Consider the following 18,110-nt stretch of genomic DNA (forward strand, 5'->3'; position numbering starts at 1 on the left):
GTAAATGATGAGACCGGTAGTAGTAAAAGAAAAACAATTAAATGAGTCACAAATACATGCTGTAGAAGATGAAGTTAGACAAGCGAAAACGATGGATCGTGATATCGTAACACATGCGATGAAGCAATCCGTTGCGAAATTGAATCCGAAAGTCATGATAAAGAATCCGATTATGTTCGTTGTGGAGATTGGATTTATCATTACGTTCATTTTATCTTTTCTTCCAAGTAGTTCTAGTAGTATACCAGATTGGTTTAATATAACAGTTTCTCTCATTCTATTATTTACAGTTTTATTTGCGAATTTTGCAGAAGCATTAGCAGAAGGTCGTGGTAAAGCGCAAGCCGATTCTTTAAAGCAGTCGAAGAAAGATGTGTTTGCAAATGTAGTAAAAGAAAATGGAGACATTGTCCAAGTTTCAGCAACTGATCTTAGAAAAGGTGACGTTGTTATCGTAAAACAAGGAGAAATGATTCCGAATGATGGCGAAGTAATCAAAGGATTAGCATCTGTAGATGAATCTGCAATTACAGGGGAATCAGCTCCTGTTATAAAAGAAGCAGGCGGTGATTTTTGTTCCGTAACAGGTGGAACGATGGTCGTAAGTGATGAAATTACAATTGTCATTACGAGTAATCCTGGTGAATCATTTATCGACAAAATGATTTCTTTAGTAGAAGGAGCTGCTCGTCAAAAAACGCCGAATGAGATTGCTTTAAATACAGTATTAACGAGCTTAACTCTTATTTTCTTGATCGTTGTTGTGACGTTGCCGATTTTTACAAATTATTTAGGGTTTCAAATTGATACTGCTGTGCTAGTTGCATTATTAGTTTGTTTAATTCCAACGACAATTGGTGGGCTATTATCGGCAATTGGTATTGCTGGGATGGACCGTGTGACAAAGTTTAACGTGTTAGCGATGTCGGGGAAAGCAGTAGAAGCTGCTGGCGATATTAATACAATTATTTTAGATAAAACAGGTACAATTACTTTTGGGAACCGGATGGCTCATACATTATTGCCTGTAGGAAATGAAACGATTGAGCAAGTTGGAAAGTGGGCCGCTATTAGTTCTGTTTTAGATGAAACACCAGAAGGTCGATCTGTTATCGAGTATGTGCAGGGAAAATCTATATCATACAATAGGGAACTTGCAGAACAAGGTGAGTTTGTTCCGTTTAAAGCAGAAACGAGAATGAGTGGTGTTGATTTACAAGACGGAACAAAAGTGAGAAAAGGTGCTGTAGGTGCCGTTATTGAATGGGTTGAGTTACAAGGCGGAATAATTCCGAAAGATGTAAATCAAAAAGCAGACTTAATTTCAAAAGAGGGTGGAACACCACTTGTAGTTGCAGTAGATAATCGTATTTATGGTTTAATTTATTTAAAGGATACAGTAAAACCGGGTATGCGTGAGCGTTTTGAACAGTTACGCCAAATGGGGATTAAAACGGTTATGTGTACAGGTGATAATCCGTTAACGGCAGCAACGATTGCAAAAGAAGCTGGAGTAGATGAATTCGTTGCCGAGTGTAAACCGGAAGATAAAATTGCTGTTATTAAAGCAGAGCAAGATAAAGGGAAACTTGTAGCAATGACAGGTGATGGTACAAATGATGCTCCAGCATTGGCACAGGCGGACGTTGGATTAGCGATGAACAGTGGTACGACAGCAGCGAAAGAAGCGGCCAACATGATTGATCTAGACTCGAATCCAACGAAAATTATTGAGGTTGTAGGAATCGGTAAGCAATTGTTAATGACGCGAGGTGCTTTAACGACGTTTAGTATTGCGAATGATATAGCGAAATATTTTGCAATCATTCCAGCAATGTTTACACTTGCGATTCCGCAAATGGAAGCATTGAACATTATGAAATTAACATCACCACTGTCAGCGATTTTATCAGCATTAATATTTAACGCTGTTATTATTCCATTACTCATTCCGTTAGCGATGAAAGGTATTGCATATAAACCGATGAGTTCTAATGCATTGCTTAGCCGAAACTTACTTATTTATGGGCTTGGTGGAGTTATCGTTCCGTTCATTGGAATTAAGGTAATTGATATGATTGTCGGCTTGTTTATATAAGGAAGAGGGGAAAAAGATGGAGAAGAAACAAAGTATACTATCACCAATTATCCGTATTACTTTTACATTTCTAGTATTGTGTGGACTTGTATACCCACTTATTGTTACTGGTATTGCACAAGCAGTGATGAAGGATAATGCGGATGGAAGTCTAATATATAATGATAAAAATGAAGTGATTGGTTCTAAATTAATTGGTCAAAACTTCACGGATCCACGTTATTTTCAAGGGCGTGTTTCTAGTATTGAATATAAGGCTGAAGCATCTGGTTCAAATAACTATGCACCATCTAATCCAGATTTAGCAAAGCGAGTAGAGAAAAGTATTGCGGACTGGAAGGAAAAAAATCCAGCTGTTCCAGTTACAGAAGTACCGATAGATTTAGTGACAAATTCAGGTTCAGGGCTTGATCCTGATATTAGTCCAAAGGCGGCCTCGGTGCAGGTGAATCGCATCTCAAAATTAACGAATATTCCGAAAGAAAAACTTAATCAATTGATTAAAGATCAAACAGAAGGTGCTGCGCTTGGTTTATTTGGAGAAGATCGAGTGAACGTCTTAAAGCTAAATTTGGCATTACAGAAATTAATGAAATAGTAACAGTGCTACCTCAATCTAATGGATTGAGGTAGCGTTGTTTCGAATGAAAGGTAGTGTTTATTTTGTATGCAGATGATTATGAACCGAAGTTTCAAAGGCGAACGCCAGAGGAATATTTAGAATATATTCGTCAGCAAAATCGCGGAAAGTTAAAGCTATATGTCGGAGCAGCTCCAGGCGTAGGAAAAAGTTATAAAATGCTCTTTGATGCAAGAGAAATGAAAAAAGATGGAATTGATATTGTAATTGGTTTAATTGAAACGCATGGAAGAAAAGAGACGGAAGAAGCAATTGCTGATTTAGAAAAAGTTCCTTTAAAAGAAATACAGTATAAAGGAAAGGTATTTTATGAGCTTGATGTGGAAGGAATAAAAAAACGCGCGCCGCAAGTAGTCGTAGTGGATGAACTTGCTCATAGTAATGTTCCTGGTTCTAAATATAAGAAACGTTATATGGATGTGCAGGAATTGTTAGAGGCTGGTATATCGGTATTATCAACTTTTAATATTCAACATTTAGAAAGTGTTCATGATATTGTAGCTCAAATTACGAATGTAAAAGTAAGAGAACGAATTCCAGATTTTATTTTACAAAAAGCAAATGAAATTCAGCTCGTTGATGCAACGCCTGAGGTATTAAGGAAGAGACTAATAGACGGAAAGATATATAAAGAAGAAAAAATTCAGCAAAGCTTACAAAACTTCTTTACACTTAATAATTTAGGAGCACTTAGGGAATTATCACTTCGAGAAGTTGCTGATGATATGGACGAGAAAATTAGCCAAACAGTAATAGAACCAATTGGCGTAAAAGAAAAAATTCTCGTTTGTGTACAATACAGTTCAACAGCGGAGAAATTAATAAGACGGGGATGGCGCATGGCTGATCGGTTAAATGCTGAATTGTACGTATTAAACGTTGAGAGGGAAAATATAGATTCTATTTCAGCTGGAAAAAAGCAGACGATTGAAGAGTGGAAATCGTTAACCAATCAATTTGATGCGAGTTTTGTATTAGAAGAGGCGAAAGGGAGAAAACCAGCGGATGTTATTATTGAAGTCGCAAGAAGATTACAAGTGACGCAAATTTTACTTGGACAATCTGCAAGAACAAGGTGGGAAGAAATACGAAAAGGCTCTATTGTAAATGAAATTATGAGACAAACAAAGTATATTGATATTCATATTGTTGCGGATCAAAGAGGGTAAAATAGAGCCGACATTTTGGGGGCTCTATTTTAATTTTTGTACAGCATGAAAACTTAGCATTTTCATTGCATATAAGATTACAAGTAAAAACATAATTGCGCCTAGGAAGAAAATCCAAAAGTAATTTTGGTTAAATAAAAGAAATCCACCTATAAGTGGCCCTGTACCCATACCAAGATAGCGGATGAAGTTGTATATACCGATAGCTGTTGCACGTTCTTGTACGAATTCTTCTGTTAATAAAGTAGTGTGAGTTGGCATAGAAAGTCCCATACTAAAACCGTACAAAGATGTAACGATAATGATGAAGGGGATATTGATGCTATATGTGAAAGAGAATAAAACGACACATATAATATTGAAGAAACTCGTAATAAATAAAGCTTGCTTTGTTGTGAGGCGTTTTTGCAAAAACTTGTAGCAAAAACTTCCTAGCATGATAGAAAGAGACATTGGTACAAACATAAGACCAATTTTATTTACAGTTAAATGAAATGAATTTGTTAAAATACTCGGTAAAAAAACGAGAAAGCAAAAGTAAATACAAAATTGAATGAAGCCAATAAGAGTAATAGAAAATCCAGTTTTACTTTTTAAGATAAGAGAGTAATTCTTTTGTGCTTTAGACTGCTTAATTACATTTGGCTTTGTTTCTGGAAGTAGTGAAATGTTTATCATTAATAAGATAATGCCAAGTGTAGATAAAAAGAGAAATACAGATAAGTGACCATTTATACTGCCAAGATAACCACCTATGAGAGGAGCCATTGCAGGTGCGAGGGCAAGTAACATTTGGTATAGGCTCATCGCTTCTCCGCGTTCTTTTCCTTCAAATAAATCGCCGATAATCGTTGCTGAAACTACAGGTATAGCCGCTATTCCTATAGCTTGAACAGCTCTAAAAAAGAGAAATAAATAAATGTTTGCCGAAAAAGCACATCCGATTGAAGCAATCGTACTAATAATTAAACTAGGAATAAGGACAGATTTTCTCCCTTTTGTATCAATTAAAGGGCCATATATGAGCTGCATAATCGCAAGAACGAATGTAAAAAGTGAAACTGTTACATTTACAAGATAAAGAGAAGTATGAAAAGAATTTTGAATCATCGGTAAGATAGGTGTGTAAATATTTTGAGCGAAGGAACCGAATAAGGCACTAATACAGATAACATATAAAATGAAATTTAGTTTAGATTTTTTCATCTTGTTAACCCCCTTGTAATTTAGTTTCCTAGGAAACTAAATTTATTTTAACATGATTTTCTCACTTGTAAAGATGAAAAAATAATTTTAAAATGGTATATAGTTAAATTGTTTCTTCGGAAACTTAGGAGGCGAACGGATTGAAGCATGCAACGAAGCAAATGGAAATACTGTCGGACATTCGTACACTTTTGCATAAAAAAGAAGAACATTTAAAACGACAAAATGAGAAGTTTCTTCGTGAGACAGGTGTAAGTAGTATGTCTTTATCTGAGTTACATGTAATCGAATGTATCGGAAAAAATGGTTTGATAAATGTAACGGCAATTACGACAGAAATGGGCATGACGAAGGGAGCAATCTCTAAAATTTGTACAAAGTTGTTTCAAAAGCAATTCGTTGAGAAGATGCAAATATTAGATAATCAAAAAGAAATCTTCTTCCGCTTAACGGAAAGTGGGAATAAAATATATAAAGCTCATGAAAAATTGCATAAGCAAGCTGAAGAAAAGTGGTTGTTACTTTTAGATGGATATACGAAAGAAGAGCAAGATTTTATTCAAAGGTTTATAAAGGATGTCTCCGGTCATTTGGAAATATAATTGGAAGAAAAAACTCCTTTTTCTCAAGTCTTTTAAATATAATTTCTGAAAGAACTCATATATAATAGAAAAAGATACTTAACATGGTGAATAATTAAAGAGTCAATATATATAGAGGAGAGAGTAACATGCTTGAAAATACGGGGTTAGTATTAGAAGGCGGCGGTATGCGTGGTGTGTACACGGGCGGGATATTAGAATACTTTATGGAACAAGATTTATATTTTCCATATGTAATTGGTGTATCAGCTGGTGCTTGTCATGCAGCGTCGTATCTTTCCAGACAAAGAAATAGAAATAAAACGGTCAATATTGATTATGCATCACATCCGAAATATTTATCGTATAAAAACTTATGGAGAAAACGGCAGTTATTTGATATGGATTTCATTTTTCATGAAATTCCAGAAAAGCATGTGCCGTTTGATTTTGAAACATACTTTAATAGCCCAGAACGTTTCCTTGTAGGAACGACGGATTGTGAAACTGGGCAATCTGTTTATTTTGAAAAAGAAGGAACGAATGATGATGCGCTAAATTTATTACAAGCGTCTAGTTCATTGCCTTTCATTGCACCAGTAGTAAATTACCGTGGTAAGCAATTATTAGATGGTGGGATTTCAGATCCGATTCCAGTTCGTAAAGCACAGGAAGATGGATTTAAAAAATCAGTCGTAATTTTAACGAGAAATCATGGCTACGCGAAGAAAAAATCAAAGTTTGGATGGGTTGCTGCGAAAGCTTATAAAAAATATCCGAATCTTGTTAACACGATGCTAAATCGTTATGAAGTGTATAATGAAACACTTCACTACATCGAAAAAGAAGAACAAGCGGGTAATTTATTTGTTATTCGCCCAGAAGTGCCGCTTCAAGTAGATCGTATGGAAAAAGATACAGCAAAACTACAAAATTTATATGAGCAAGGCTATGAAGATGCAAAGAGACAGTTTGCAGATTTGCAGGCGTTTTTGCAAAAATAAGTACTAGGCTGCGGAGATGGAGTTCTCTGCAGCCTTTTTTTGTATTGCTTGCTTATCCGTTACTTTTTAAAAATGTATGAATGTTTAAGTGTTTAAAGAGTTTGTAAAACATCGGGGTTTCTTGTTGAGGAGAATTTATTTGAAGGATATTATGATGATGTAGCGCGACTAAACTATTAAATTTATGAGGTGATTGTTAATGAAAGGAAAAGTTTTTTCAATTACGACTTTAGTATTATTAGCAACATCAATCTCAACAAGTGCATTCTATCCAACTCTAAGCGGTCACAAAAGCGGTAACCTACTATCTTACAGAGCTCAAACTACTACGAATCAAAATGCATCTCGTTGTTCAGTAGCAATTTCTTTTATTAAATCAAATGGAAATAATTCATATATTGAAAGCGCTTCAGACAAATTAGGATCCCATGAATCTGGAAGAGCATTAAACGCAACTGTGAGTAATGGTGCATATAACGCCTTTGGTGCAAAAGGACTATACTCGGAGCATTATGCAAATGAGAATAATGACTATCAAGAAGATACACACAAAGGTACTTTTGATAGTAATGGTAACTTACGATTACAGTGGTAAAAAGCATTAAACAGTTGTCTTTATAAATATTTAGATAAGGAGAAGGGGATGTTCATCATCTCCTTCTTATTTAAAAGGAGCACAGACATGTACCTAGCTTTTAAAAATATAAAAAGCAATAAACTGTTTTTCTTAATTCTCCTTATGTCATTTTTTATTTCTTTTCTTTCTATATCAATAGCCGCACTTTTAACAGAGTCTAAACGAAACTTTATATCGGCTTTTCAAATCGGTTTTCCAGAGAAGAACCAAGTTTTAACTGTTCCGATAGCGAATGCAACTGAATTGGAAGAGATAATTCCTTTCATACAAGATACTTTTGTTAAAAGTGATATTTATGTAGAGCATTTAAAAGCATTAAATAGTTCAGGGGCAACAAAGATCATAGCTGTGAATTTAAAAGATGATTATTATTGGAAGCCATATATTTCTGAAGGACAATATTTTCATCGTGAAAATGTAAACGATATGGTTGTTGGCGATCAAACGAATGTAGAGGAGTTATATGAATTTGATGATACATATAAAAAAATAGGAACTATATCAAGAAAAGACAGTGACGTCGGTGTAGCAGGCATATACGTTCCACTTCAAAACTTACCTACTATATCTAAAAAAGGTATTATCGAGAGTAAACAATTACAATTAACAGTTGTTAATCCTACATCATCTATTCATAACGAAATAAAAAAGTTTATGGGTAGGAGTAAAGAAGTGCTTTCGGGAGATGTTCAAATGCTGAATGAACGAGATCTTCAAGAACTACATGTGACACATATAGATCCAGCAAATAAGTATTATTATAAATTTATTCTTGTTGCAATTGTTTCTGGCATTTCTGCGGTTTTATTTTGGATTTATAAAAAAGAAAGAGAGATTTCATTAAAAAAAGCAGTAGGTGCTTCTAATATATCTATCTACTGCGAACTATATATTCAAATTTTGTTTATTTCTCTAGCAGCGATGTTCTTAGTTTTTATTACGTTAGAAATATTTTCGGGAACAATTCATACTTATTTTCAGACATACTTAGTAAAACCGTTAACACTATATGTATTGATATGCAATGTTATTTTTATAATTTTTCTTACAATTTTTGTTACTGTAATTCCAATCAAGCACATTATAAATATATATCCCGGAAAACATTTAAGAACGTAGGATGTCGTCATGTTTTTTATATTTGATTCTATACGGTCTGTGAAAAAACGGTTGTTACCAAGTTTGATTATAGTAATTTCTTTAATTATTGCATTTTCTTCAGCAATAGAATTTGTTAGTAATCTTTCGGGATATCGAAAAATGATGACGGTAGCAAATAATTTATCGACTCATAAAAATTTCTATGAACTTTATGCGACGCAAGATATAACCTTGTTTAGCGAAGAAAAAGCGAAAAATGATTATCAACATTTCATGCAAGGGTTATCTAATATGATACCAATAACAAATAAAACTAATTATCTGTTCCGTAACTATTCACTTAGTTTAAAAAAAGAAAATGGAACGATAAAGACTCTTATTGTTGATAAAGATATTAATAAGTACTTTCGTATACGAATTTCACAAGGAAGATATTTTGAGGAATCGGAATTTCATAAATCAGTATTTGATATTAGACCTGTTATATTAGGGGCTAATTATATAGAAAAGGTATCTATTGGTGATGTTATACCATCTGGAAAAATGAAGCTAAAAGTAATTGGTTTTTTAGAAAAAAATTCACCATTTACATATCCTCGAAGTGGTGAAATATCGGATAATCGTATTACATTATTAGATGACATGGCGATTTTACCAATTGGAACAGAAGAAATAGAGTTCTATAGTGTAGAACTTTTATACAATGGGTTAATTATAGAAACAAATGATAAGATAAATATAAATGAACTTCAAAAGAAAGTATTAAAGGTAACAGAAGGTAAGGGTTATTCGTATTATGTTACAAATCCGAATAAATTGTTAGAAAACGAAAAACAAGGTATTGATAATATGTCATACCCCTTATTATTAAGCGGTACAGTCTTATTTTTTTCATTTCTATCTATTGTATTAACATCAATGGCAGCACTTTATATGGAGCGTAAAAATATTTCTATTAGATCAGCGTTAGGTGCAAGCATTTTTCAAATATGTCTTCCATTTATTATTGAGTATATGTTGCTATTCGTTTTAGCGATATGTATAGGCATAATGTATTTTCAATGGGAGAATAGCGGAGTAATTGAAATTCAGAAAGGGCTAGAAAATAGTATAGTATCTTTCTTTGGAACGTTAAAAGTCTCTATAGAATCATTGGTTGTTATAGGTGCTTTATCAATTGTAATGATCCTCGTTATATATGCAATCATTTATTTCAATGTACTAAAAATAAAAAATACATATATGAAAGAGGTGTTATAGATGATTCAGCTCGCAAATGTGGCTAAGGGATACGGAAAGAGTAATTTTAGTGCTTTACAAGATATTAATCTTACAATAGAAAAAGGCGAAATGATAGCCATTATGGGACCATCTGGTTCTGGGAAATCAACCTTGCTTAACATTATTGGCTTAATTGATAGCCCCTCTACTGGAAAGTATTTTTTAGATGGAATGGATACGAGTACATTCAAGTCAAATTATCATAAGTATAGAAACACGGAAGTTGGATTTGTGTTTCAGAACTTTTCGCTATTAGATGATTATACAGTTGTTGAAAATGTAATGCTTCCGCTTATATATAGAAGAATTTCTCATAAGAAACGTATGCAAATATCAAAAGAAATGCTGAAAATGGTAGGGCTTGAGAGGCATATTAACAAATATCCTTACGAGTTATCAGGAGGAGAACAGCAAAGAACAGCAATAGCAAGGGCTTTAGCACAAGATACAAAAATTATACTTGCTGATGAACCGACTGGTGCTCTTGATCAAGAAAATGGGGAGAAAATTATGAGTATTTTACAAGAGATTAATAAAGAAGGAAAAACAGTGTTAGTTGTTACACATGATCAAAAGGTAGCTGCATATTGTCAGAGGACGATACGGTTACTTGATGGTTGTATGGTATAATATGGATAATGTTATGTGAAGAGGTGATACATATGGAAAATGTCTATAAAGGACTTAGGCATACTGGGTTTATTATGATGTTTATTTTTGGTAGCGTATTTTTACTTCGCTGGTTTATTCATGATGAAATGTTAATAGATCAACTTATTGGTTTTAGTGTGGGCATAGTAATGGTTATTTCATCAGTTTTCATTCAAAAGTATAGTAAAGAATTAAAGGTAGAAGAGAAGTATTAAAAGGTTATAACCTTCTTCATATTTTGGAGGTGCCTTTATAGTTTGAATGATTGTTGTAAAAGAAAAGTAGAGCATCGGATTTCGATGCTCTACTTTTTTAATGTGGTAAGAATATCAATTGATAAGCAAACAAAATTCCAAATACATATACAAGTGGGTGAACAGCACGGAATTTACCTTTTGCCACTTTCATAAGTGGATATGAAATAAATCCAAGTGCGATACCTGTTGCGATACTTGATGTAAGAGGCATGCTTAAGATTACTAAAAATGCTGGGAATGCTTCATCAAATGTGTCCCAATCGATGTGGCGAACTGAACCCATCATAAGACTACCAACGATAATTAATGATGGAGCAGTAATAGCTGATACACCAGAGACAGCACTTACTAATGGTCCGAAGAATGCTGCTAGTGCGAATAGAACAGCTACTGTAACAGTTGTTAAACCAGTACGACCACCAGCTGCAACACCAGCAGATGATTCAATGTAAGCTGTTGATGGTGTCGTTCCGAACATAGAACCAATAGTTGCTGAGAATGAGTCAGATAGAAGAGCTCGTCCAGCTTTTGGGAGTTTTCCGTCTTTCATAAATCCACCTTGTTGAGCTACCCCAAGTAATGTACCTGTTGTATCAAATAATGTAACAAGGAAGAATGAAAATACAACGCCGTATAATCCGTAGTTAATTACGTCAGATACAGCAGTAATTGGATTTGAAACGATAATTCCTTCTGGTAATCCAGGCATTGATGTAACACCGTTTGAGAATGTTAATTGTCCTGTGAAGAAAGCGATAATACCAGTTAATAGCATACCGATAAATAGTGCGCCATTTACATTTAAAGACATAAGGATAATAGTAATTCCAAGTCCAGCTAATGCTAGTAGAACTGGAGCAGAGTGAAGATCACCAAGTCCAACTAAGTTTGCATCATTTTTTGTAACGATACCTGTTAAACGTAAACCGATAAAGGCGATAAATAGCCCGATACCAGCAGTAATTGCATGTTTTAAGTTTTCAGGAATTGCTTCCATTAATTTTGTACGGAAAGATGTAAATGATAGCAAAATTAAAATCATACCTGCTACGAATACAGCAGAGAATGCAATTGCGAAAGTCATGCCTTCATGCGCTTTTACAACAGAGTAAGAGAAGTAAGCATTTAATCCCATACCTGGCGCGATTGCGATTGGTAAGTTTGTAAAGATTGCCATAAATAATGTTCCGACAACAGCAGCAATAATTGTTGCTGTAAATGCTTGTTCAAATGGAACACCTGCATCTCCAAGGATAACAGGGTTTACGACAATGATATATGCCATTGTTAAGAAGGTAATAATACCTGCCATAATTTCAGTTTTAATAGAAGTTTTATGTTTTGAAAGGTTAAACATATAAACATCCTTTCTGTTTACGAATAATTTTCACAACAGTTATATATAATATTCGTTTTTTATCTATTTTGCAATAGTTTTGCATAAAAAGTTTATAACAATTCATATTTTGTGTCTTAAATTCGAATATTAATCGTAAACCGATGTGTGAATTTCAGCTTTTTATTGTGCACATGCTAAGGAAAAGGAGTTGAAAGCAGCTATGCCACAGCAAAAAAACTTTATAACAATGCCTGCGCAACATCAAAATAAGCAGCCTGGTATTGAATCATTAATGAGCCCCCTTCCGCAGTTTGAAGATCCAAATTATCAAGGAAGTGAAAAGTTAAAAGGGAAGAATGTGTTAATTACGGGAGGAGATAGCGGAATTGGACGAGCAGTTTCCATCGCTTTTGCAAAAGAAGGAGCAAATGTTGCGATTGCTTATTTAGATGAGGAAGAAGATGCAAAAGAGACGAAACAACGTGTTGAAAAAGAAGGTGTAAAGTGTGTATTGTTGCCGGGGGATTTGAGTAATGAACAGCATTGTAAAGATATTGTGGAAGAGACCGCCCGGCAGTTAGGTAGTTTAAATATTTTAGTGAATAACGTTGCACAGCAATATCCGCAGCAAGGGCTAGAGTATATTACAACAGAACAGCTAGAAAAAACATTTCGTATTAATATTTTTTCTTATTTTCACGTTACGAAAGCAGCCCTTTCTCATTTGAAGAAAGGGGATGTCATTATAAATACGGCATCTATCGTTGCATATGAAGGAAATGAAACGTTAATTGATTATTCCGCAACGAAAGGAGCAATCGTAGCTTTTACAAGATCACTTTCTCAATCGTTAGTGCAAAAAGGGATTCGGGTAAATGGTGTTGCACCAGGACCGATTTGGACACCGCTTATTCCATCGAGCTTTGATGAGAAGAAAGTCTCTCAGTTTGGGAGCAATGTCCCAATGCAAAGGCCTGGTCAACCATATGAGTTAGCGCCGGCATACGTATATTTAGCGTCTGGTGATTCTTCTTATGTTACTGGACAAATGATACATGTAAATGGGGGCGTTATTGTAAATGGATAGTTTTCATTTATAAGAGCAAAGTAATGTTAATTCCACTTATTATAGTGAGCGCTAGGGGGGATATAGCTGAAAAAGTTATGTTTCGTCATACTATTATTTTTCATCCTACCGGTTAGTGCTTTTGCTAATACAGATCATTTAATATTAGTGAATCTTACGACAAATCAGTTGTCTTTTTTTGAGAATGGAAATTATACAAAAACATTTCCAGTAACGACTGGAAGAGATCGTACACCTACGCCTGAAGGTAACTTTTGTATTATAACTAAATTTAAAAATAAAGAATACCATCGAAAAAAAATACCTGGGGGTGCACCGAATAACCCTCTCGGTACGAGGTGGCTTGGACTAGATAAGAATGAATATGCGATTCACGGGACGAACCGGGAATGGACGATTGGAAGTAGGGAATCAAATGGTTGTATTCGCATGCATGACAGGGATATACAATGGTTATATGACAGAGTACAATTACAAACAAAAGTAATCATTTCTCGTTTTCATACGAGCCCCGAATATGAAGCGAATAAGCTTGGTTATCGCGTTGTGAGCTGGAATGGTCGAAAAATAGAAGAAGAACAAATTGGAGTACTAACGCTAGTAGACCGCGCGGATATATATTGGCAAGAACCAAATGGACAGTTAACGAAAGTGAAAACGGTATTGCCAAATGAAAGATATCCAGTGTACTCAAAACGAAAAGATGGAATATATTATATAGGAAACAATTCGTATATTATAGATGAAACAGGAGAGAAAATTCGTTACGAGCAAATTCCTTCTTCGATTTTAAGTAATATATATAAACGGAAATACAATGTTCCGTAATGGCTACCGTATTATAGACGGTAGCTTATTTATACTTGGAGTTTAACTGCAACTATTGTATTTTGCTGAATATAATACAGTACAGATAGGGGGCGGTTATATTATGAAAAGTGAATTTGCGTTTAAAGTTTTTTTAGTAACGACCTGTTTATTTATCGTGTATTTATATGCGTTTCTCGTCTTTTCTTTTTATGTTCCATATGTTGATTTAATATTGTTCTTCGGATTTATTTGGGCGTTTGTGAAAGCGAGGGAAGGAGAGAAGAGTATATATCGGCGCATTACCTTATGCGGGACGGCCGTTCTCGTTATTTTGTACTTTTTTATTATGCATGATTTTTGGAGGGGAATGTAAAAAAGCATACGATTAATCGTATGCTTTTATATCTGTTAATGATGGAAGAGAGGCAATTGCACCGTAATTTGTACATGTGATAGCGCCTACTTTATTTGCAAAGGAGATAAACGCTGTTAAGTCTTTGAAATGATACGAAAGTGTATGTTCACTTTGGGCAATCTGATATAACATTGCTCCAACGAAAGCATCACCAGCACCAGTTGTATCGACTTGTTGAATGGAAATAGAAGAGACAATGGTTTGACCTTCATTTGTCGCAAGAAGTGTACCGTCTTTTCCAAGTGTAATAGCTACTACTTTTGCGCCATAATTTAATAATTTGAGTGCAGCTTGTTGTAAATCACTCTCTTTAGAGAGCATAGTAGCTTCCTCTTGACTTACTTTTACGAAGTGTGCATGTTTTATAAAGGTTAGACAATCTTGAGAGAATTGTTCTGTATTTGTAATGAGTGCACTTCGATAATTTGGATCAAAAGAAATAAAATGGCCGTTATCTTTCGCATATTGTAACAACTGAAAATACGTTTCTTTTAATGGGCTTGATAGTAAAGCTGTCGCTGAACCGAAATGTATTAAATCATTCGTTTGTATTTTTGATAAATCAATGCTATTGAATTGATATTCACCATCTGCACCACGCATAAAAGTAAAATCACGTTCGCCATCTTGATCGATGGATACGAATGCAAGTGTTGTTTGTTTATCTTTTATGAGCATGGATGTATCGACTTGCGCACGCTGTAAAGTTTGTTCAAGAAACTCACCAAATGGGTCATTTCCTACTTGCCCCATAAATGTAGCGTGTCCACCTAATTTTGTAATCGCAGCAGCAACGTTAGCGGGTGCTCCACCAGCTTTTTTTTCGAAATCTGAACCGTTTACTAAAGAAACGTTAGTATTTCGGCACACAAAATCAATTAATAGTTCACCTATACAAAAGACATTTCTCATACAATCCCTCTTTTCAGCTTATATTGTGTGATGATAAAGTTTAGTTTTGCATCTGAAAAGATTGCGATATGATGTTTCATGTCTTTTCGAGGAAAAACTCGGGACGTAAAGACTGTTGAACCATCGTATAAGAAAATTTCCACGATGCTTTTATCTACAAATATTTGTAGTTCTATCGTATCTTGAATATCGATTTTTTTACAGCGTTCAAATCCATATTCTCCGCCAAATTGATGGTAGAAGTTGCCCCTGTCTATAGAAATAGTACCTTGTTCCCGATTAAATGTAATGGGGAAACATTCCTCCTCATTGTGGAAGAGAGAAAGCCCAAAACGCTTTGCATCTTCTGTTTTAAGTGTAACAATTAATTCATAGGAGCCTTTATCATCAAGCGTTGATAATACATTTAATCCAGCTGTTATATCTCCTGAAATTTCTTTTTTTGTTGTTCGTAGTTTTGTTAATTCTGAAACTGGTTTTTGTTTTAAGATGTTATCTTCTAATGTTAATTCACGTGGAAGTGTTAGGCAATGAGCCCACATATAATCATCAGAAGGATATGTGATTTCACTTGATCCTGCCCAAGCAAACAATAGGCGACGACTAGTAGAGTCTTCTAAAGTTTGAGGGGCATAAAAATCGAATCCTTTATCAGCTTCGTAATAGGAATCAACATGGAAATATAAATTTTTAATATCGAAATGGCCTATGGCATAAACGACATTGTATATATTGTGAAAGTTTTCGCCGTCTTTTTCAATTCCTTGCGGTGAAAAGAGAAGTACATCTTTCCCTGATAATTGGAAGTAATCGGGGCATTCCCACATAAATCCGAATTCTTTTAAATTTGTTGTAATTTCGCCTTGGAAATGCCAATTGTATAGGTCTTGTGATTTGTATAGTAATAGAGTTCCTGTTTTATTTTCACGTTGGGCACCGAGTAACATATAGTACATATCATTATGTTTCCAGACTTTTGGATCACGTACATGTTTTGTATATCCGTCAGGAATTATATCAATAACAGGATTATTACTATATTTCGTCATCGTATATTGTGAATCCATTGTTGCCATACATTGTTTTGCATCACGGGAATCATCAGGCTTTTTTATATTCCCTGTATAAAGTAAATGAAGAAGGCCATCTTTTACGATAGCACTACCAGAATATGCACCGTGTGATTCATAGCTTTCAGTAGGGATGATGGCTACAGGCATACGCTCCCAGTTAATAAGGTCTTTTGACTTCACATGCCCCCAATGCTTCATTCCATGAATGGGACCAAATGGATACCACTGATAAAAAACGTGATATTCATCATTGTAGTAGGATACACCGTTAGGATCATTCATTAATCCAAATGGTGGGTGGATATGATAAATTGGTTTCCATGAATCTTGGTTTGCAATTTCATATAAAGAATGTAATTCGTCTTTATTAGATTGCAGTATTGTTTTATATTTTGACATAGGTTTTCACCCCGTTATTATTTACTTTCTTTATATAAAATGAATGTGGCAACAAAAGCAGTGATAACTGCAATAGCGAAACCAATTATATAGTGAATCATGTTCATCATGCCAAGAGGTGCAACAATTGTAAGCATCGGAATACCTGTTAAACCGTATGCATTAGCCGCCACTTGCATCCAAACAACGTAAGCGCCGCCACTTGCGCCGCCAATAGCTGCTGCAATAAATGGTTTACCAAGTTTTAAATTGACACCAAAAATAGCTGGTTCTGTAATTCCTAAAAATGCTGAAGCTGCGGCCGGAATTGCAATTTCTTTCGTTTTTTTGTTTTTTGTTTTGAAATAGACAGCTAAAGTAGCACCGCCCTGTGCAACGTTCGCCATTGACCAAATAGGGAGTAAGAAATTGACACCGATATCTTTATTTGCGAGTAAGCCTGCTTCAATAGCGTGGAAGCTATGGTGTAAGCCAGTAAGAACGATTGTTGAATACAATCCGCCGAATATAAGTCCAGCTACTGGTCCTGCAAATTGATAGATTGTATTTAAAAGGTACGTAATGCCGTCACCGATTTTATATCCAATTGGTCCGATAATAATAAGTGATAAAAAGCCAGTTATAATAATTGTTAAGAATGGTGTAACTAATAAATCTAAAGAGTTCGGAACACGTTTTCGAAGTTCTTTTTCAATTGTACTCATAACATATACGCATAATAAAATAGGTAAAACAGTACCTTGATAGCCAATCATATCAATATTCATACCAAAGAAATGTAAAACAGTTGGTTTTGCATTTGAAAGAGTCCAAGGATTTGTTAAGCTTGGGTGAGTTAATATACCACCAACAACTGCACCTAAGAAAATGTTTCCACCAAATTCTTTAGCGGCACTAACTCCAATTAAAATAGGTAAAATAATGAAAGCTGCACTTGAGAACATATCAAGTAATTGGATAAGTGAGTGATCTCCAGGAACTAATTTAAACGCTTTCAACATTCCGAGTAGACCCATAAGTAAACCGCTTGCGACGATAGCTGGAATAATTGGAACAAAAATATTAGATAGTGTCTTTGCTAGGCGGGCGATAGGATTCATTTTTTTCTTAGGTATATCGTTTGATGTTGTAGAATCTAGTTCGGCTATTCCAATTAGTTTTGAGAATTCATCATATACTTTGTTTACTATGCCAGTTCCAAAAATAATTTGATATTGCTCGGTCGTTGCGAAAGCACCTTTTACTCCATCGATGTTTTCGATTTCTGCAGCGTTTATTTTCGTATCATCCTTTAATATAAGACGAAGGCGAGTCGCGCAATGTGTGGCACGGACAATGTTTTCCTTTCCACCAATGTTCTGTATTACTTGAGTTGCAATTTGTTTCATATCCATAAAAATTCCCCCTTACTATAAATTTTCTTATATGGAACCGGTTCCTTAAGGAACTA

At 34.8% G+C, this 18,110-nt stretch carries 18 protein-coding genes; 13 read left to right on the forward strand and 5 right to left on the reverse strand.

All coding sequences use genetic code 11. From position 1 onward, the window contains the following. Positions 1-7 precede the first annotated feature (7 nt). From kdpB to kdpDN, 3 genes are read left to right on the forward strand one after another with little or no spacing between them, the layout of a single operon-like run. On the forward strand, positions 8-2,098 hold the full coding sequence (gene kdpB / locus MKY21_RS03835; protein WP_341075456.1) for a potassium-transporting ATPase subunit KdpB: 2,091 nt from the start codon (positions 8-10) through the stop codon (positions 2,096-2,098). 16 nt (positions 2,099-2,114) lie between these two features. Beyond that, positions 2,115-2,696: a K(+)-transporting ATPase subunit C gene (gene kdpC / locus MKY21_RS03840; RefSeq protein WP_016117185.1), complete on the forward strand. Its 582-nt coding sequence runs from the start codon at positions 2,115-2,117 to the stop codon at positions 2,694-2,696. 56 nt (positions 2,697-2,752) lie between these two features. Further along, complete coding sequence (kdpDN, locus tag MKY21_RS03845) at positions 2,753-3,907, forward strand: KdpD-like non-kinase potassium sensor (protein WP_341075458.1); 1,155 nt, start codon at positions 2,753-2,755, stop codon at positions 3,905-3,907. Positions 3,908-3,931: 24 nt separating this feature from the next. Here the strand turns inward: kdpDN and MKY21_RS03850 are convergent, their stop codons facing one another. Continuing rightward, positions 3,932-5,113, reverse strand: coding sequence for an MFS transporter (locus MKY21_RS03850; protein ID WP_341075460.1), 1,182 nt, complete (start codon positions 5,111-5,113; stop codon positions 3,932-3,934). 140 nt (positions 5,114-5,253) lie between these two features. Here MKY21_RS03850 and MKY21_RS03855 point away from each other — a divergent pair, with 140 nt between their 5' ends. The 7 genes from MKY21_RS03855 (at position 5,254) to MKY21_RS03885 (ending at position 10,583) form a co-directional block, all read left to right on the forward strand. After that, complete coding sequence (locus tag MKY21_RS03855) at positions 5,254-5,715, forward strand: MarR family transcriptional regulator (RefSeq protein ID WP_341075462.1); 462 nt, start codon at positions 5,254-5,256, stop codon at positions 5,713-5,715. Between the two features lie 128 nt (positions 5,716-5,843). Then, entirely contained in the window at positions 5,844-6,698 is an 855-nt protein-coding gene (locus MKY21_RS03860; RefSeq protein WP_000892677.1) for a patatin-like phospholipase family protein, read from the forward strand. 199 nt (positions 6,699-6,897) lie between these two features. Beyond that, the gene (locus MKY21_RS03865; protein WP_000676983.1) at positions 6,898-7,293 is read left to right on the forward strand and encodes a hypothetical protein; all 396 of its coding nucleotides are present in this window, start codon (positions 6,898-6,900) and stop codon (positions 7,291-7,293) included. A gap of 87 nt (positions 7,294-7,380) precedes the next feature. Continuing rightward, positions 7,381-8,454 (forward strand): ABC transporter permease, encoded by a 1,074-nt coding sequence (locus MKY21_RS03870; protein WP_000280228.1) that lies wholly within the window; start codon positions 7,381-7,383, stop codon positions 8,452-8,454. A 9-nt stretch (positions 8,455-8,463) separates the two neighbouring features. Next, complete coding sequence (locus tag MKY21_RS03875) at positions 8,464-9,696, forward strand: ABC transporter permease (RefSeq protein WP_000465072.1); 1,233 nt, start codon at positions 8,464-8,466, stop codon at positions 9,694-9,696. Then, positions 9,697-10,347 carry an ABC transporter ATP-binding protein gene (locus MKY21_RS03880; protein WP_000615295.1) on the forward strand — a complete coding sequence of 217 codons (651 nt, stop codon included), beginning with the start codon at positions 9,697-9,699 and terminating at the stop codon, positions 10,345-10,347. 32 nt (positions 10,348-10,379) lie between these two features. After that, entirely contained in the window at positions 10,380-10,583 is a 204-nt protein-coding gene (locus tag MKY21_RS03885) for a hypothetical protein (protein WP_000432806.1), read from the forward strand. Positions 10,584-10,680: 97 nt separating this feature from the next. Here MKY21_RS03885 and MKY21_RS03890 read toward each other — a convergent pair whose 3' ends face one another. Further along, on the reverse strand, positions 10,681-11,982 hold the full coding sequence (locus tag MKY21_RS03890) for an NCS2 family permease (protein WP_000482711.1): 1,302 nt from the start codon (positions 11,980-11,982) through the stop codon (positions 10,681-10,683). Positions 11,983-12,184: 202 nt separating this feature from the next. Between MKY21_RS03890 and MKY21_RS03895 the strand changes: the two genes are divergently transcribed. The 3 genes from MKY21_RS03895 (at position 12,185) to MKY21_RS03905 (ending at position 14,234) form a co-directional block, all read left to right on the forward strand. Further along, positions 12,185-13,051 (forward strand): SDR family oxidoreductase, encoded by an 867-nt coding sequence (locus tag MKY21_RS03895; protein ID WP_341075467.1) that lies wholly within the window; start codon positions 12,185-12,187, stop codon positions 13,049-13,051. Between the two features lie 66 nt (positions 13,052-13,117). After that, a complete protein-coding gene (locus MKY21_RS03900) occupies positions 13,118-13,879 on the forward strand; it encodes a L,D-transpeptidase (protein WP_033682769.1) in 762 nt (253 codons plus the stop codon). Positions 13,880-13,982: 103 nt separating this feature from the next. Next, positions 13,983-14,234 (forward strand): hypothetical protein, encoded by a 252-nt coding sequence (locus MKY21_RS03905; protein ID WP_000834195.1) that lies wholly within the window; start codon positions 13,983-13,985, stop codon positions 14,232-14,234. A gap of 12 nt (positions 14,235-14,246) precedes the next feature. Here MKY21_RS03905 and MKY21_RS03910 read toward each other — a convergent pair whose 3' ends face one another. Genes MKY21_RS03910 through MKY21_RS03920 form a run of 3 tightly spaced genes read right to left on the reverse strand, consistent with a single transcriptional unit; the run spans position 14,247 to position 18,054 of the window. Further along, positions 14,247-15,188 carry a carbohydrate kinase family protein gene (locus MKY21_RS03910; RefSeq protein WP_001246642.1) on the reverse strand — a complete coding sequence of 314 codons (942 nt, stop codon included), beginning with the start codon at positions 15,186-15,188 and terminating at the stop codon, positions 14,247-14,249. Next, positions 15,185-16,660, reverse strand: coding sequence for a beta-fructofuranosidase (scrB, locus tag MKY21_RS03915; protein WP_000049743.1), 1,476 nt, complete (start codon positions 16,658-16,660; stop codon positions 15,185-15,187). The genes MKY21_RS03910 and scrB overlap by 4 nt, the downstream gene beginning before the upstream one ends. Before the next feature lie 17 nt (positions 16,661-16,677). After that, complete coding sequence (locus tag MKY21_RS03920; protein WP_341075469.1) at positions 16,678-18,054, reverse strand: sucrose-specific PTS transporter subunit IIBC; 1,377 nt, start codon at positions 18,052-18,054, stop codon at positions 16,678-16,680. Positions 18,055-18,110 lie beyond the last annotated feature (56 nt).

Source organism: Bacillus sp. FSL R9-9497 (assembly GCF_038005805.1).
Taxonomy (GTDB): domain Bacteria; phylum Bacillota; class Bacilli; order Bacillales; family Bacillaceae_G; genus Bacillus_A; species Bacillus_A cereus.

Coding starts and splice junctions, on each gene's coding strand:
- kdpB (WP_341075456.1), top strand. CDS start 8: ATGAGACCGGTAGTAGTAAAAGAAAAACAATTAAATGAGTCACAAATA.
- kdpC (WP_016117185.1), top strand. CDS start 2,115: ATGGAGAAGAAACAAAGTATACTATCACCAATTATCCGTATTACTTTT.
- MKY21_RS03850 (WP_341075460.1), bottom strand. CDS start 5,113: ATGAAAAAATCTAAACTAAATTTCATTTTATATGTTATCTGTATTAGT.
- MKY21_RS03860 (WP_000892677.1), top strand. CDS start 5,844: ATGCTTGAAAATACGGGGTTAGTATTAGAAGGCGGCGGTATGCGTGGT.
- MKY21_RS03865 (WP_000676983.1), top strand. CDS start 6,898: ATGAAAGGAAAAGTTTTTTCAATTACGACTTTAGTATTATTAGCAACA.
- MKY21_RS03870 (WP_000280228.1), top strand. CDS start 7,381: ATGTACCTAGCTTTTAAAAATATAAAAAGCAATAAACTGTTTTTCTTA.
- MKY21_RS03875 (WP_000465072.1), top strand. CDS start 8,464: ATGTTTTTTATATTTGATTCTATACGGTCTGTGAAAAAACGGTTGTTA.
- MKY21_RS03880 (WP_000615295.1), top strand. CDS start 9,697: ATGATTCAGCTCGCAAATGTGGCTAAGGGATACGGAAAGAGTAATTTT.
- MKY21_RS03885 (WP_000432806.1), top strand. CDS start 10,380: ATGGAAAATGTCTATAAAGGACTTAGGCATACTGGGTTTATTATGATG.
- MKY21_RS03890 (WP_000482711.1), bottom strand. CDS start 11,982: ATGTTTAACCTTTCAAAACATAAAACTTCTATTAAAACTGAAATTATG.
- MKY21_RS03895 (WP_341075467.1), top strand. CDS start 12,185: ATGCCACAGCAAAAAAACTTTATAACAATGCCTGCGCAACATCAAAAT.
- MKY21_RS03905 (WP_000834195.1), top strand. CDS start 13,983: ATGAAAAGTGAATTTGCGTTTAAAGTTTTTTTAGTAACGACCTGTTTA.
- MKY21_RS03910 (WP_001246642.1), bottom strand. CDS start 15,188: ATGAGAAATGTCTTTTGTATAGGTGAACTATTAATTGATTTTGTGTGC.
- scrB (WP_000049743.1), bottom strand. CDS start 16,660: ATGTCAAAATATAAAACAATACTGCAATCTAATAAAGACGAATTACAT.
- MKY21_RS03920 (WP_341075469.1), bottom strand. CDS start 18,054: ATGGATATGAAACAAATTGCAACTCAAGTAATACAGAACATTGGTGGA.